Here is a 12,726-nt window from a genome sequence, read left to right as displayed (position 1 = left end):
AACTTGTGGAGGGGATCGCCTCCGGCGTCAGGTGAACAGGCGCGCGCTCAGCTCGCGGCTGGCCTCCAGCAGCAACGGCAGGAAACGGCTTTCCAGTTCGGCGCGGGAGACCCGCCCGGCATGGGTGCCGACGTTCAGCGCGGCGAGCACATGGCCGGCGGAGTCGCGTACCGGCACCGCCAGCGAGCGCAGGCCGACTTCCAGCTCCTGGTCGACGATGCACCAGCCCTGGCGACGAATCTCCACCAGGCACGGCAGCAGGGTCTCGGGGGTATACAGGGTACGGCTGGTCTTGGCCTGCATCTCCACTCCGCCGAAGTAGGCGTGCAGCGCGTCGTCGTCCAGCGCGGCGAGGAGGATGCGGCCCATCGAGGTGCAATAGGCGGGCAGCCGGCTGCCGACGTTGAGGTCCACCGAAATCAGCCGCTGGGGAGTGGCCGAACGGGCGATGTAGAGCACGTCATCGCCCTCCAGGGTGGCCATCGAGCAGGCTTCGTGGAGCTGTTCGCTGAGGCGGTCGAGGATCGGCTGCGCGGTGATCGCCAGCGGCGTCGACGACAGGTAGGCGTGGCCGAGGGTGAGCACCTTCGGCAACAGCGAGTAGGTGCGCCCGTCGGTGGTGGCGTAGCCAAGCTGCATCAGCGTGTGCAGGCAGCGACGCACGGCGGCGCGGGGTATCTCGGTGCGGTGGCTGATCTGGGCGATGGTCAGGTGCCGCTTGCGCTCCTGGAACGCATGGATCACCGCCAGGCCACGGGCCAGCGAGGTCATGAAGTTGGGATCGCCGGTGAAGGCCTCGATGCGCTTGGCCGGCGAAAGGACGGTCGGCGGCGCCAGGGTGGCGGGGTGTTCCGGGAGTTCGCTCATGGACGTTCGGGCTCGGGTCACGGAAAGGCTCGCCGATTATCGGACACTCGTTCGATCATCGCAATTGACCGGAGCGCCTCCGACTGTAGTACTGTCGGGGCTACCCATCGCCCTCCGGGAGTAATGTCAGGTACCCATCGGCGGGTTCTGGGTACGCCCTTGCCGCTCCGGCAAGGGCGCCCTTCCTTCCCGCGCGATCGATGCGCCTAGAAGTCAAAGAACACCGTCTCGTTGTCGCCCTGGATGCGGATGTCGAAACGGTAGGCGAGCTGTCCGTCCACTTCGCAGCGCCGCGCGAGCAGGGTGTCGCGACGCGGCGCCTGCTCGATCAGGTTGAGCACCGGACAGGCGGCGTTGGCCTCGGTCTCGTCATCGAAGTACAGCCGGGTCTGCAAGTGGATGTTGATGCCGCGGGCGAACAGCGAGACGTTGATGTGCGGCGCCATCGGCACGCCCTGGGCGTTACGCACCCCCCCCGGCTTGACCGTGTGCAGGGTCCACTCGCCGGCATCGAAGGTGGTGGCGGTGCGGCCGAAGCTGTTGAACGGTCGCTCCGGATCGTAGCGCTCCTGGTAGCGGCCTTCGCTGTCGGCCTGCCAGAACTCCAGGAACGAGTCGCGCACCAGGTGGCCGTTGCCGTCGTAGACGTGGCCGAGCAGGAGGATGTGCTGGCCCGGCGCGTCTTCGCGGGCCATGCGGTTCCAGATCTCCAGGTCACGGGTCGGGTTGCCGGCGGCGGCCAGCGCCAGGCCGATGTGGACATAGGGACCGGCGGTCTGGGAAGGGGTTTCCCGCAGCAGTTCGTGGCTCATGGTCGGCTCCTCAGGCGTTCTCGAAGAAGGTCTTGCGCTGCCCGCGCAGGACGATGTCGAAGCGGTAGGCCAGGCAATCCATCGGGTTGGCCATGCTCATGTCGAGCCGGCCGATCAGGCTCTGCGCCGCCTCCGGGTCGGCAAGGGTGCGGATGATCGGGCACTTGGGGATCAGCGGGTCGCCCTCGAAGTACATCTGGGTGACCAGCCGCGCGGCGATCGCCGGGCCGCTGACAGACACGTGGATGTGCGCCGGGCGCCAGTCGTTGGGGCCGTTGCGCCAGGGATAGGGCCCGGGCTTGATGGTGCGGAAGTAATAGTGGCCCTCGCTGTCGGTGAGGGTCCGGCCGACGCCGCCGAAGTTCGGGTCGAGCGGCGCCAGGTAGCGGTCGTTCTTGTGCCGGTAGCGCCCGCCGGCGTTGGCCTGCCACATCTCCACCAGGGTGTGCGGGACCGGCTTGCCGTACTGGTCGAAGACCCGGCCGAACATGATGATGCGCTCGCCCTGGGGCAGGCCGCCGTGGTCGAAGTTGAGCAGCAGGTCGTTGTCGTGGCGGCCGAGCCTGAGGTGGGAGAAGTCCGGCCCGCTGGTTTCCGAGAGCGATTGCGGGATGCTCACCAGCGCCTGGCTCGGCGAGCGCGGCACGGAGGTCTTGTAGTCGGGGGTCAAGGCTTTGGGGTGCCAGTTTCGGTCACGGATGACGAAACGACGGCTTTCGGCGTCGTGCATGTCGGGCTCCTGTTATTCGCGTTATCGGTCGCCAGGCTTGTGGATTCAGGCATGGAAAACGAAGTCTTGCGCAGGAGGCGGGACGGGGACAGTGAATTATCCGGCCCCATACATAACCATTTGGTTATGCTTTATCAGTGCAACTCGGCGGCCACCTCGCGCAACACCGCGCTGAACCATTGCGCCCCCAGCGGCAACGGCAAGGCCGCGTTGTGGCACAGCCCGACCGAACCGCCCGGTTCGCGGATACCCAGGTCCAGCTCGGCCAGCTCGCCGTTGCCGACGTCCAGGCGCACGGCATCGCGCGGCGCCACCCAGATCGCCTCGCTGCGCAACACATAGCTGCGGCTGAGGGTCGGCGAGAGGGTTTCCAGGCGCTGTCCGGCGAGCGCGATGCCCCACTGCACGAACAGGCTGTCGGCGTGGCGGCGGATGGTGGTGCCGGCCAGCGGCAGCACCAGTGGGAATTCGGCCAGCCGCTGCGGGTCGCCGAGGGGCGCGGCGAGCAAGGGGTGGCCGGGACGCACCACCAGCATCATCGACTCGCTGTACAGGTGCTCGAAGGTCAGGCCCTGGATGTCCGGGCTATCGGTCATCCGCCCGACCACCAGGTCCAGCTCGCCGACCTTCAGTTGCGCCAGCAGGTAGGCGCTGGGTCCGGTGGCGACGCTGACCACCAGCGCACCGTGGCGCCGGTGCAGGCGCCGGATCACCTCGGGCACCACCAGGCTCTCCACCGTCGACAGCACGCCGACCCGCACCGTCTCGACCTGCGCCTCGTGGCCGCGCAGGGTGTTCACCCCGTCGCGCAGGGCCTGCACGCAGGGGCCGGCATAGCGCAGGAAGGTCACGCCCGCCTCGGTCAGCTCGGCGCCGGCCTTGCTCCGTTCGAACAGGCGCGCGCCGAGGATTTCCTCCAGTTCCTTGAGGGTCTTGGAGATCGCCGGCTGCGACACCGCCACGGCATCCGCCGCCTTGGCGAAGCTGCGCTGGCGGGCGACTTCGAGGAAGCAGGCGAGGTGGCGGAACTTGATGCGGTTGTCGAGGTTCATGGGGCGGCCGTGGCGGCGAGTGGTGCGGGCATGGTACCCAACGGGCGGGTTGGGAACGAGGTGTGGCGTGCGGCGAGGTCGTGCCAGGCGGTTCTCCGCCTTCCTTTCCCCAAAGGGAGAAGGCACTGGATGGCGGAACGACTCACGCGCCGGGCAATCCCTTCCCTGGGGGAAGAAGGAACCGGATGGAGCATGGTCGGGCAGCATCGCGCCGACCCTTCGCCCTTCAGGGGGGCCTCCACGTCCAGGAGGACGCCGGGGAACCCCACCTGGAGCGAGCGCCGACTCAGAACTCCACCGTCGTCGACACCTGGAACTGCCGGGGCTCGCCCATCGCCACGTACAGTCGATTGGCACTGGACGGGTAGTAGGTGCGGTCGAACAGGTTCTTCACGTTGAGCTGGAACTTCACGCCGTGTCCGCCGAAGCGGGTGTCGTAGCTGGCAAAGGCATCGGCCACGGTGTAGGACGGCAGGTCGAAGGAATTGGCCGGGTCGCCCGGGCGCTTGCCGACGTAGCGCGCGCCGCCGCCCAGGCGCAGGCGGTCGCCGCCGAAGAGCTGGCCGAGTTCGTAGACCGCCGACAGCGACGCGGTGTTGCGCGCCACGTTCTGCAGGCGCTTGCCCTCCAGGGTCGGGTCCTCGGTGACTTCCGCGGCGAGCCAGGCGTAGCTGCCGATCAGGCTCCAGCGTTCGCTGAGCTGGCCGGTGAGGTCCAGCTCCAGGCCGCGCGAGCGGACCCGGCCGGCGGCGCGCACGCTGCTGTTGCCAGCACCGTCGAGTTCGTTGACCAGCACGTTCTTCTTGCGAATGTCGAACAGCGCCAGGGTGCCGCTGAGACGCCCCGGCACATCCAGCTTGGCGCCCAGCTCCCAGGAGGTCGCCTCCTCCGGCAGGATCGCCGAATCGATGGTCTCGCCGGTGCTCAGCGGGGCGATGGTCGAGTTCGGCTTGAACGAGCGCGTGTAGCTGCCGTACAGCGAAACCTCGTCGCTCAGGCGGTAGACCAGGCCGCCGCGCGGCACCCATTTCTGCCCGTTGATATCGGTGTTGGCGTTGAACGGCCGGCCGCGCCCGGCGAGCTGGTCGTAGATCTGGTAGCGCGCGCCGCCGACCAGGATCCAGCGTTCGTCCAGGTGGATCGAGTCCTGGAAGTACAGCGAGTCGCTGCGCAGCTTGTCGGTCTGGTCGCTGTCGCCGGCGACCACCCGGGTCGACGGCACCACCTGGCCATAGACCGGGTCGAGGTAGTCGAAGCGGCTGGTCTTGCTGTCGCGCAGCAGGTCGGCGCGGAAGATCTTGCGCTTCTCGTGGTCCATGCCGAATTGCAGGTCATGTTGCATCCCGGCCAGTTGCAGCGTTCCGCTCAGGCCGAGGGTGGCGAAGCTGTCGCTGCTGACCGCGCCGTGGGTGCCGTCCATGCGCCGGGTCAGGGTGCCGTCGGCATTCACGGCCATCACCCGGGCCTGGTTGTCGTCGTAGGTCTCGCGACTGTAGCCGTAGCCGAAGTGGGCCTTCCAGGTGTCGTCGAGCTGCCGTTCGAGATCCAGGCGGGTCAGCTCGGAACGGCCCTCGGTGATGTTGAAGGGCTCGTCCAGGCGCCGGCTGCGCGGGATGTCCAGCGGGCGGTTGGTACGCGGATCGATGGCCGTGCCACGGTCGAACGGCGTGGTGAACTCGCGGTGCTCGTAGCTCAGGTTGACCGTCGTGTCCTCGCCGTACCAGGCCAGCGAGGGCGCCACCAGCGTCTCGCGGCTCTTGCCGAAGTCGCGCCAGTAATCCTCGTCCTCATGATCGAGGATCATCCGGTAGGCCAGTCCGCTGTCGCCCAGCGGGCCGGTGGAGTCGAGCTGGCCGCCGCTGCCGTTGCGCCCGTGGGCGTAGGCCGAGCCACGCAGGGTCAGGGCGTTGGCTTGTTGCAGTTGCGGCTTCTTGCTCACCACGTTGACCACCCCGCCCGGGTCCTGGATGCCATAGAGCAGGGATGCAGGCCCCTTCAGCACCTCGACGTGGTCGGCGGTGGCGGTGAAATTGCGGCCCTGCACCGAGGGCATGCCGTCACGCATGATCGAGCCGTCGCGGTTGTCGCCGAAGCCGCGCTTCATCACCGCGTCCTGGGTACCGCCAAGGGTGTTGGCCTGGGTGATGCCGCTGATGTTGCCCAGCGCGTCGTCAAGGTTGCGCGGGCGCTGGTCCTGCAGCGCCTGTGCCGGGACCACGCTGATCGCCTGGGGGATATCCAGTAGCGGCGCATCGCCGCGGCTGATCGAGGCGTTGGCCGCCGGCCGGTAGCCCTGCGCCGGGGCGGCGGCGGAGACCGTCGTGGCATCGAGGTCGAGCGCGCCGCTGGCGGGGATCGGTTCCAGGGTCAGGGTGCGCTCGTCGATCCGCCGCGCGCGCAGGCCGCTGCCCTGCAGCAGGCGTTGCAGCGCCTCCTCCGCGTCCAGCGAACCGTGCAATGCCGGGGCGGTCGCCTGCGGCGGCAGCTCGGCGGTGTAGAGCAGCGTCTGCCCGCTGGCCCGGCTGAACGCGTTGAGCGCCTGGGCCAGCGGCGCGGCAGCCTGGCTGAAGCGGTAGCGAACCGCCTCGGCGGCCTGCGCGGTGGCGGCGAGACAGCCGAGGCTGAGGAACAGGGCGGGGAGAGTACGCAGGGCGAAGCGCGGGAAGGGGGTCATGGGTTGCTCGTGTCGGTCGCTTTTCTAATGCGAATCAATCGCGGTCATGAGCACTACACGAAGCGGCGCCGGATTTACCTCACCCCGCAGGGCAAAAAAATTCTTCGCCGGGAAAGATTCCTGCGGCCAAACGGACCGGGGCCACCGTCAGCGAATCACCACCAGGCGTCCGAACAGGATCTGCTGGCGATAGCCGAGCACCGCCTGCAGCGACTTCAGCGCGGCTTCGGGATCATCGCTGCGGAAGCTGCCGCTGACCGGCTGGCGACCGAGCGCGTCGTCGAGCAGGAGAATGCGTCCGGGGTAGTAGCGAGCGAGTTCGTCGAGCACTTCCGCCAGCGGCCGCCGGTAGAAGCTCAGCCAACCCTGGCGCCAGGCCAGCGCGGCGGCGGCGTCGATGGCCACGGGCCGGCCCAGCTTGCCGTCGGCGAAGCCGACCTGCTGGCCGGCGCCCAGCACTTCCTCGGCGGCGCCCGCACCGGTGCCGGCGCTCACCGCGACCCGCCCTTGCAACACGGTGACGCGGGTCGCCCCGGCGCCGCGACGGACCTCGAACTCGGTGCCCAGTACCCGCGCCCGACCTTCGCCGGCCTCGACCACGAATGGCAGCGCGTCGCGCTTCACCCGCAACGCGGCGGCGCCGCGCAGCAGTTCGACCCGCCGCTGGCCGCCGTCGATACGCACGCGCACCGCGCTGCCGGCGTCCAGGCTCAGGTAGGAGCCATCGGCCAGCTTCCATTCGGCGACCTGTCCCGGCGCGGCGACATAGTCGGCACGCCAGTCCTGCAGCCAGTCGCCGGGCTGCCACCAGCCGCCCAGCCAGAGCATCGCCAGCAGGCAGGCGACGCTGGCCAGCGGGTAGGCCCAGCGCCGCGGGTTGCGCGACGCTCGGCGCGGCCGCAGGTAGGCTTCCAGGGCATCGGCCTCTTCGATGGCCAGGCGGCTCGCCGGTATTTCCGTCAGGCGCCAGAGCGCCTCGGCGCGGGCATAGGCCTCGGCATGCGCCGGCCGCTGCGCCAGCCAGTCCTCGAAGGCCCGCCGGGTCGCCGCATCCGGCGTACCGCGCAGGCGCACCAGCCAGGCCTGGGCGGTCTGCTCGAGGACGGGCTCGTAGGGCGCGGCGTCGCTATCGGGTCGGGTCATGGCTGGGCGCTCCTTGCCTGCTCGCCGGCCGGGCCGGCCAGGCTCGCCTTGCAGGCGTCGAGGGCGCGCATCATATGTTTTTCCACGGCGCTTTGGGAAAGCTGCATGGCCTGGGCGATCTCCGCGTAGGTGCGGCCGTGGATGCGATTGAGCAGGAAAATCCGCCGGGTGCGCTCGGGCAGGCCGCGCAAGGCGGCCTCGACCCGGCGCCACTGGTCGCCGGCCTCGAGCGCCTGCTCGGGACCGACCGGCTCGCCCTGGCGCTGCTCCGGCAGCCAGTCGTCCAGTTGCCGTTGCCGCGATCCTTCGCCACGCAAGTGGTCGATGGCCAGGTTGCGCGCGCTGCGCAGGAGGTAGCTGCCAAGCTCCTCCACCGGGGCGGCCGGGCGCCGCCAGAAACGCAGGAACAGCTCCTGGACCAGGTCGGCGGCGGTCGCCCGGCAGCCGACCCAGCGGCTGACCAGGCTTTCCATGCGCTGGCGCTGGGCCAGGAAGGCCTTGAGGAGATCCGCGCGGCGCGCCGCCTCGCCGTCTGCCGGCAAGGCATCCGGGCGCGGGCCGGGAGGTAGGTCGCGGTCGGGCATCGGTGAGGACGGCTGCACGAAAGCCGGCGCCGGGGCGGCGCCATGGGAATGCTGAGCAGGCCTTCAAATGATAATGCTTATCATCAATACCGAGAAGCCAGCGACGACGAAACGCCTTGCGGGTCGCGCGCCGGGCTATCCGGCACGCCGCCCCTCACTTCACCAGGCGCGCATCCAGGCTGTTCTGCGCCAGGCGCCTGGCCTGCTCCTCGGTCATTCCCAGGCTCTGCTGCAAGGCATGGAAGTTCTCGGTGACATAGCCGCCGAAGTAGGCCGGGTCATCGGAGTTCACCGTCACCTTCACGCCGCGTTCGAGCATGTCGAGGATGGTGTGCTGGCTCATGTCGTCGAACACGCAGAGCTTGGTGTTGGACAGCGGGCAGACGGTCAGCGGGATCTGTTCGTCGATCAGCCGCCGCATCAGCCGCTCGTCCTCGAAGGCGCGTACGCCGTGGTCGATGCGCTCGACCTTGAGCAGGTCGAGGGCTTCCCATATGTACTCGGGCGGCCCCTCCTCGCCGGCATGGGCGACGGTGAGGAAGCCTTCGCTGCGGGCCCGGTCGAAGACCCGCTGGAACTTGCTCGGCGGATGCCCTACTTCCGAGCTGTCGAGGCCGACGGCGATGAAGGCGTCGCGGAACGGCAGCGCCTGGTCGAGGGTTTTCTGCGCCTGTTCCTCGCTGAGGTGGCGGAGGAAGCTGAGGATCAGCCCATGGCGGATGCCCAGCAGCTTCTCGCCGTCCCGTAGCGCGGCGCGGATGCCGGCGAGCACCACCTCGAAGGGAATGCCGCGATCGGTGTGGGTCTGCGGGTCGAAGAACGGCTCGACGTGGACGACGTTCTGCGCCTTGCACTTCTGCAGGTAGGCCCAGGTCAGGTCGTAGAAGTCCTGCTCGGTGCGCAGCACGTCGGCGCCGGCGTAGTAGAGGTCGAGGAATTCCTGCAGGTTGTTGAAGGCGTAGGCCTTGCGCAGGGTCTCGACGTCGTTCCAGGGCAGGGCGATGCGGTTGCGCTCGGCGAGGGCGAACAGCAGCTCCGGCTCCAGGGTACCTTCCAGGTGCAGGTGCAGTTCGGCCTTGGGCAAGGCGTTGAGCCATTCGTACATGGGGTGGGTTCTCGATCAGGCTGGTCTTGGCCGGCAAGTTTAACCTGTCCCGGGAGTCAGGCCCGCGGCAAACCCACGAGCCGCTCCCGCGCGCGACGGGCGGCTCAGGCCGTTTCGCCGCGCCGATAGGCATAGGTCTGCGCGAAGCGCGAGGTCAGCCAATCGCCACAGGTGGTCGGCGGATACTTCGGCGGGTTGTCCGCGTCGAAGCAGCCCGGCAGGCAGCGGATCTCGGTGTCCATGTGCGGTTCGGCGAAGAACGGCATGGAGTAGCGGTGCACCCCGCGCGGGCTGATCACCCGGTGCGGGGTCGAGCGGTAACGGTCGTTGCTCCAGCGCGCCATCATGTCGCCGATGTTGACCACGAAGGTGCCGTCGATGGGCGGCGCGTCGATCCATTCGCCCTGGCGGTTCTGCACTTGCAGGCCACCGGCGGCGTCCTGGTAGAGCAGGGTCACGCAGCCGTAGTCGGTGTGCGCGCCGGCGCCGGGCTGGTCGGCGCTCTGCCGGGCCGAGGCCGGCGGATAGTGGATCAGGCGGAACACGCTGACCGGCTGCTCGAAGCGGCGATCGAAGAAGTCCTCCTCGATCCCCAGGGCGATGGCCAGGGCGCGCAGCACGGTACGGGCCAGCGCCAGCATGTCGGCATAGTGTCCTTCCAGCAGGGCCTCCCAGCCGGGCAGGTCGGGGTGTCGGTTGGGCCCGTAGAAGGATTTGCCGGCGCGCACGTCGGGATGCTCCGCCGGCAGGTGCAGGGCCATGTCGAAGGTCTCCTTGAAGTCGCTGGGCAACGCCGGGTCGAGCTGCTCGGTGGCGATCGCGCCATAGCCGCGATGATTGCGGCTACGGGTGATATCGATCTTCAGCTTCTCTTCGACGGGCAGCGCGAAGAACTCCCGCGCCGCCGCCAGCAGGGCTTCGAAGCGCGCGGCCGGCAACGGGTGTCCGGCGATGTAGAAGAAGCCCCACTCGCGGCAGGCCTGGTCGATCCGCCGCGCCACGTCGTTCCAGGCGCCACGGTCGGCGCCGTAGAGCGGGGCGATGTCGATGATGGGTAGACGGTCCAATCGCGCTCTCCTCGATGGGTCCTGTACGGAAAGTGCCTGCGCTCGGCGACTTTTTCCATACAAGGCCAGGGCTCACTTCGGCAGGTCGGCCTTGATGCCTTCCACGTAATAGTTCATCGACGCCAGGTCGGCATTGGTCGCGCTGACGCCGGCGGCGAAACGCTCCTTGCCGGACTGGTCGCGGATCGGCCCGGTGAAGGGGTGGAAGGCTCCGCTGCGGATCGACTCGATCAGCCTGCCCGCCTCTTCCCGCACCGGCGCCGGCAGCACCTCCTGGTTCAGCGGCAGGACCACCGTACTCTCGGCCAGGCCACCCCAGAAGTCCTCGGATTTCCAGGTGCCGTCCATCACCGCCTGGGCCGAGCGGATATAGTGCGGGCCCCAGTCGTTGACGATCGAGGTGAGCACGGTCTTCGGACCGAAGTGCTGCATGTCCGAGGCGTAGCCCACGGCGTACACCCCGCGACGCTCGGCGGCCTGGATCGGCGCCGGGCTATCGGTGTGCTGGAACACCACGTCGACGCCCTGGTCGATCAGCGCGTTGGCCGCGTCGGCCTCCTTGCCCGGATCGAACCAGGTGCTCACCCACATCACCTTGAGTTCGGCCTGCGGGTCGTATTTGTCCAGCGCCAGCTGGATCGCGTTGATGTCGCGGATCACCTCGGGAATCGGAAACGAGGCGATGTAGCCGATCTTGTGGCTGCGGGTCATCTTCGCCGCGAGGAAGCCGCCGACGTAGCGTCCCTCGTAGGAGCGCGACAGGTAGGTGCCGAGGTTCCTGTCGCGCTTGTAGCCGGTGGCGTGCTCGAAGGTCACCTTGGGAAACTGCCGGGCCACCTTGGCGGTAGGGTTCATGTAGCCGAAGGAGGTGGTGAAGACCAGGCCGTAGCCGTCTTTCGCCAGGTTGCGGATGACCCGCTCGGCGTCGGCGCCCTCGGCGACGTTCTCGACGAAGCTGGTCTTCACCTTGTCGCCGAAGTGCTCCACCAGTTCGCGGCGGCCCAGTTCGTGCTGGTAGGTCCAGCCGTGGTCGCCGACCGGGCCGACATAGACGAAGCCGATCTTCAGTGGTTCGGCGGCCTCGGCGGCGAGAGCGCAGGCGCCGAGGCCGAGGACGGCGGCAAGGCGGCGCAGGACGGACATGCGGGATTGCGTGCGACGGTGTTTCATGGATGGGCGTGCTCCGGTGAGTGCAGGGTTGGCCATCGGGCGTGGCTTCGCGTTCAGCCCGCCCGCCGATGCAATTACCTGACCACCCGGACAACTCCGCTCAAGCTCGCGCTTCTGCGCGCCGCGTCATGCCGGCGCGGCTGCAGGACGGTGCAGCGCGCCATCGCTTGGTGCATGCCGGCGCCGCCACGATGGCGCTACCATGGGCGCTGGCTTTCCGTAACAAGGCACGCACGCGATGACCGCGATCTACCTGGCCGGGCCGGACGTCTTCCGCCCCGACGCCGAAGCCCATGGCGAAACCCTCAAGGCGCTCTGCGCCGAGTTCGGCTTCGTCGGCCTCTACCCGCTCGACCACGCCCTGCCCGCCGACATCCGCGAGCCAGCCGCACAGGCCGCCTGGATCTACCGCGCCAATGTCGGCCTGATCGAGCGCGCCGACTGCGTGCTGGCCAACCTCGAACCGTTCCGCGGCAGCGAGCCGGACAGCGGCACCGCCTTCGAAGTGGGTTACGCCCTGGCCCTGGGCAAGCCGGTATATGCCTACCTCAGCGATGCCGGCGCCTACGCCGAGCGCCTCGCCCGGCTGGCCCCGGAATGGCTCGGCGAGCACCCCGGCGAGGACCGCGACGGTTGGCAACTGGAGGGTTTCGGCCTGCCATTGAACCTGATGCTGGCGGTGCCTTCGCGGCTGGTCGCCGGCGGCCCGCGCGAGGCCCTGCGACGCCTCGCCGAGGAACTCGAGCGCGCCTGACATCGCGGGAAGGCCGTCGCCTAGCTGCTGGCAGATAGCCGCCGCCCGGCCCGTCGCTTGCCGGCCATAATCCTGGACAACAACGGCCCCATCCGGGAGGCCGGCCTGCAAGAGGCATCCGATGAACCGATCCAAGGGTTCCAGCAGCCGTCGTACCTTCCTGCGCCTGGCAGCCCTGCTGCTGCCCGCCGGCGCCCTGCTCGGCAGCCTGCCGGGCGTACGCGCCGCGGCCAGGCCGCGGAAACTCTATCTGGCCGGTCCCGATGTGTTCCGCGCCGACGCCGTCGCCCACGGCGAAGCACTCAAGGCACTGTGCGCACGCTACGGTTTCGAGGGCCTCTACCCGCTGGACAACGCGCTGCCGAAACAGCTCGCCGAGCCGCGCGAACAGGCGGCCTGGATCTACCGCGCCAACATCGGCCTGATCGAACGCGCCGACGCGGTGCTGGCCAACCTGAACTTCTTCCGCGGCGCCGAGCCGGACAGCGGCACCGCCTTCGAGGTCGGCTATGCCACCGCCCTCGGCAAGCCGGTCTATGGCTACGTCGACGACGCCGGCAGCTACGCCGAGCGGATCCGCCGGCACACCCCGGAGCTGATCGGCGAGGATCCGACCCGCGACCGCGACGGCATGACCCTGGAAGAGTTCGGCCTGCCGCTCAACCTGATGCTGGCGGTGCCGGCAACGCTAGTCGTCGGCGACGCCGAGCAGGCCCTGCGCCAACTCGCCAGCCGGCGCCACGGCTGACCCGGCGCCGGCCGTACGGC

Annotated in this window: 12 protein-coding genes; 2 read left to right on the top strand and 10 right to left on the bottom strand. The window is 68.9% G+C overall.

Annotation, left to right across the window (positions count from 1 at the left end; genetic code table 11):
- Nucleotides 1-27 precede the first annotated feature (27 nt).
- The 10 genes from LE197_RS29650 to LE197_RS29605 all read right to left on the bottom strand — a co-directional run bounded on the left by LE197_RS29650 (nucleotide 28) and on the right by LE197_RS29605 (nucleotide 11,204).
- Nucleotides 28-867: an IclR family transcriptional regulator C-terminal domain-containing protein gene (locus LE197_RS29650; RefSeq protein WP_003083866.1), complete on the bottom strand. Its 840-nt coding sequence runs from the start codon at nucleotides 865-867 to the stop codon at nucleotides 28-30.
- Between the two features lie 206 nt (nucleotides 868-1,073).
- A complete protein-coding gene (pcaG, locus tag LE197_RS29645) occupies nucleotides 1,074-1,679 on the bottom strand; it encodes a protocatechuate 3,4-dioxygenase subunit alpha (RefSeq protein WP_034054434.1) in 606 nt (201 codons plus the stop codon).
- Between the two features lie 10 nt (nucleotides 1,680-1,689).
- Nucleotides 1,690-2,409 (bottom strand): protocatechuate 3,4-dioxygenase subunit beta, encoded by a 720-nt coding sequence (gene pcaH / locus LE197_RS29640; protein WP_003102187.1) that lies wholly within the window; start codon nucleotides 2,407-2,409, stop codon nucleotides 1,690-1,692.
- 134 nt (nucleotides 2,410-2,543) lie between these two features.
- Nucleotides 2,544-3,461, bottom strand: coding sequence for a pca operon transcription factor PcaQ (pcaQ, locus tag LE197_RS29635; protein ID WP_023114784.1), 918 nt, complete (start codon nucleotides 3,459-3,461; stop codon nucleotides 2,544-2,546).
- 286 nt (nucleotides 3,462-3,747) lie between these two features.
- On the bottom strand, nucleotides 3,748-6,135 hold the full coding sequence (locus LE197_RS29630; RefSeq protein WP_009314967.1) for a TonB-dependent siderophore receptor: 2,388 nt from the start codon (nucleotides 6,133-6,135) through the stop codon (nucleotides 3,748-3,750).
- Between the two features lie 147 nt (nucleotides 6,136-6,282).
- The gene (locus LE197_RS29625; RefSeq protein WP_003112643.1) at nucleotides 6,283-7,278 is read right to left on the bottom strand and encodes a FecR family protein; all 996 of its coding nucleotides are present in this window, start codon (nucleotides 7,276-7,278) and stop codon (nucleotides 6,283-6,285) included.
- A complete protein-coding gene (locus LE197_RS29620) occupies nucleotides 7,275-7,820 on the bottom strand; it encodes an RNA polymerase sigma factor (RefSeq protein WP_003112642.1) in 546 nt (181 codons plus the stop codon). Before LE197_RS29620 ends, LE197_RS29625 begins: the two co-directional genes overlap by 4 nt.
- Before the next feature lie 196 nt (nucleotides 7,821-8,016).
- Nucleotides 8,017-8,967: an adenosine deaminase gene (locus tag LE197_RS29615; RefSeq protein ID WP_003112641.1), complete on the bottom strand. Its 951-nt coding sequence runs from the start codon at nucleotides 8,965-8,967 to the stop codon at nucleotides 8,017-8,019.
- Between the two features lie 104 nt (nucleotides 8,968-9,071).
- A complete protein-coding gene (locus LE197_RS29610; RefSeq protein WP_003112640.1) occupies nucleotides 9,072-10,034 on the bottom strand; it encodes an oxidoreductase in 963 nt (320 codons plus the stop codon).
- 72 nt (nucleotides 10,035-10,106) lie between these two features.
- On the bottom strand, nucleotides 10,107-11,204 hold the full coding sequence (locus LE197_RS29605; protein ID WP_003118576.1) for a BMP family ABC transporter substrate-binding protein: 1,098 nt from the start codon (nucleotides 11,202-11,204) through the stop codon (nucleotides 10,107-10,109).
- 238 nt (nucleotides 11,205-11,442) lie between these two features.
- On the opposite strand from LE197_RS29605, the gene LE197_RS29600 reads away from it, so the two are divergent.
- Nucleotides 11,443-11,958, top strand: a complete 516-nt coding sequence (locus LE197_RS29600) for a nucleoside 2-deoxyribosyltransferase (RefSeq protein ID WP_003106720.1) — start codon at nucleotides 11,443-11,445, stop codon at nucleotides 11,956-11,958.
- A 121-nt stretch (nucleotides 11,959-12,079) separates the two neighbouring features.
- On the top strand, nucleotides 12,080-12,706 hold the full coding sequence (locus LE197_RS29595; RefSeq protein WP_003106722.1) for a nucleoside 2-deoxyribosyltransferase: 627 nt from the start codon (nucleotides 12,080-12,082) through the stop codon (nucleotides 12,704-12,706).
- Nucleotides 12,707-12,726: the final 20 nt, after the last annotated feature.

Source organism: Pseudomonas sp. PS1(2021), assembly GCF_020405165.1.
Taxonomy (GTDB): domain Bacteria; phylum Pseudomonadota; class Gammaproteobacteria; order Pseudomonadales; family Pseudomonadaceae; genus Pseudomonas; species Pseudomonas aeruginosa.
Note: the sequence above shows the minus strand (reverse complement) of the source record. Positions and strands in the feature narration are given on the sequence as shown.

What these genes read in the sequence shown, in the direction of transcription:
- LE197_RS29650 (WP_003083866.1), bottom strand. Translation starts at nt 867, where the DNA reads ATGAGCGAACTCCCGGAACACCCCGCCACCCTGGCGCCGCCGACCGTC.
- pcaG (WP_034054434.1), bottom strand. Translation starts at nt 1,679, where the DNA reads ATGAGCCACGAACTGCTGCGGGAAACCCCTTCCCAGACCGCCGGTCCC.
- pcaH (WP_003102187.1), bottom strand. Translation starts at nt 2,409, where the DNA reads ATGCACGACGCCGAAAGCCGTCGTTTCGTCATCCGTGACCGAAACTGG.
- pcaQ (WP_023114784.1), bottom strand. Translation starts at nt 3,461, where the DNA reads ATGAACCTCGACAACCGCATCAAGTTCCGCCACCTCGCCTGCTTCCTC.
- LE197_RS29630 (WP_009314967.1), bottom strand. Translation starts at nt 6,135, where the DNA reads ATGACCCCCTTCCCGCGCTTCGCCCTGCGTACTCTCCCCGCCCTGTTC.
- LE197_RS29625 (WP_003112643.1), bottom strand. Translation starts at nt 7,278, where the DNA reads ATGACCCGACCCGATAGCGACGCCGCGCCCTACGAGCCCGTCCTCGAG.
- LE197_RS29615 (WP_003112641.1), bottom strand. Translation starts at nt 8,967, where the DNA reads ATGTACGAATGGCTCAACGCCTTGCCCAAGGCCGAACTGCACCTGCAC.
- LE197_RS29605 (WP_003118576.1), bottom strand. Translation starts at nt 11,204, where the DNA reads ATGAAACACCGTCGCACGCAATCCCGCATGTCCGTCCTGCGCCGCCTT.
- LE197_RS29600 (WP_003106720.1), top strand. Translation starts at nt 11,443, where the DNA reads ATGACCGCGATCTACCTGGCCGGGCCGGACGTCTTCCGCCCCGACGCC.
- LE197_RS29595 (WP_003106722.1), top strand. Translation starts at nt 12,080, where the DNA reads ATGAACCGATCCAAGGGTTCCAGCAGCCGTCGTACCTTCCTGCGCCTG.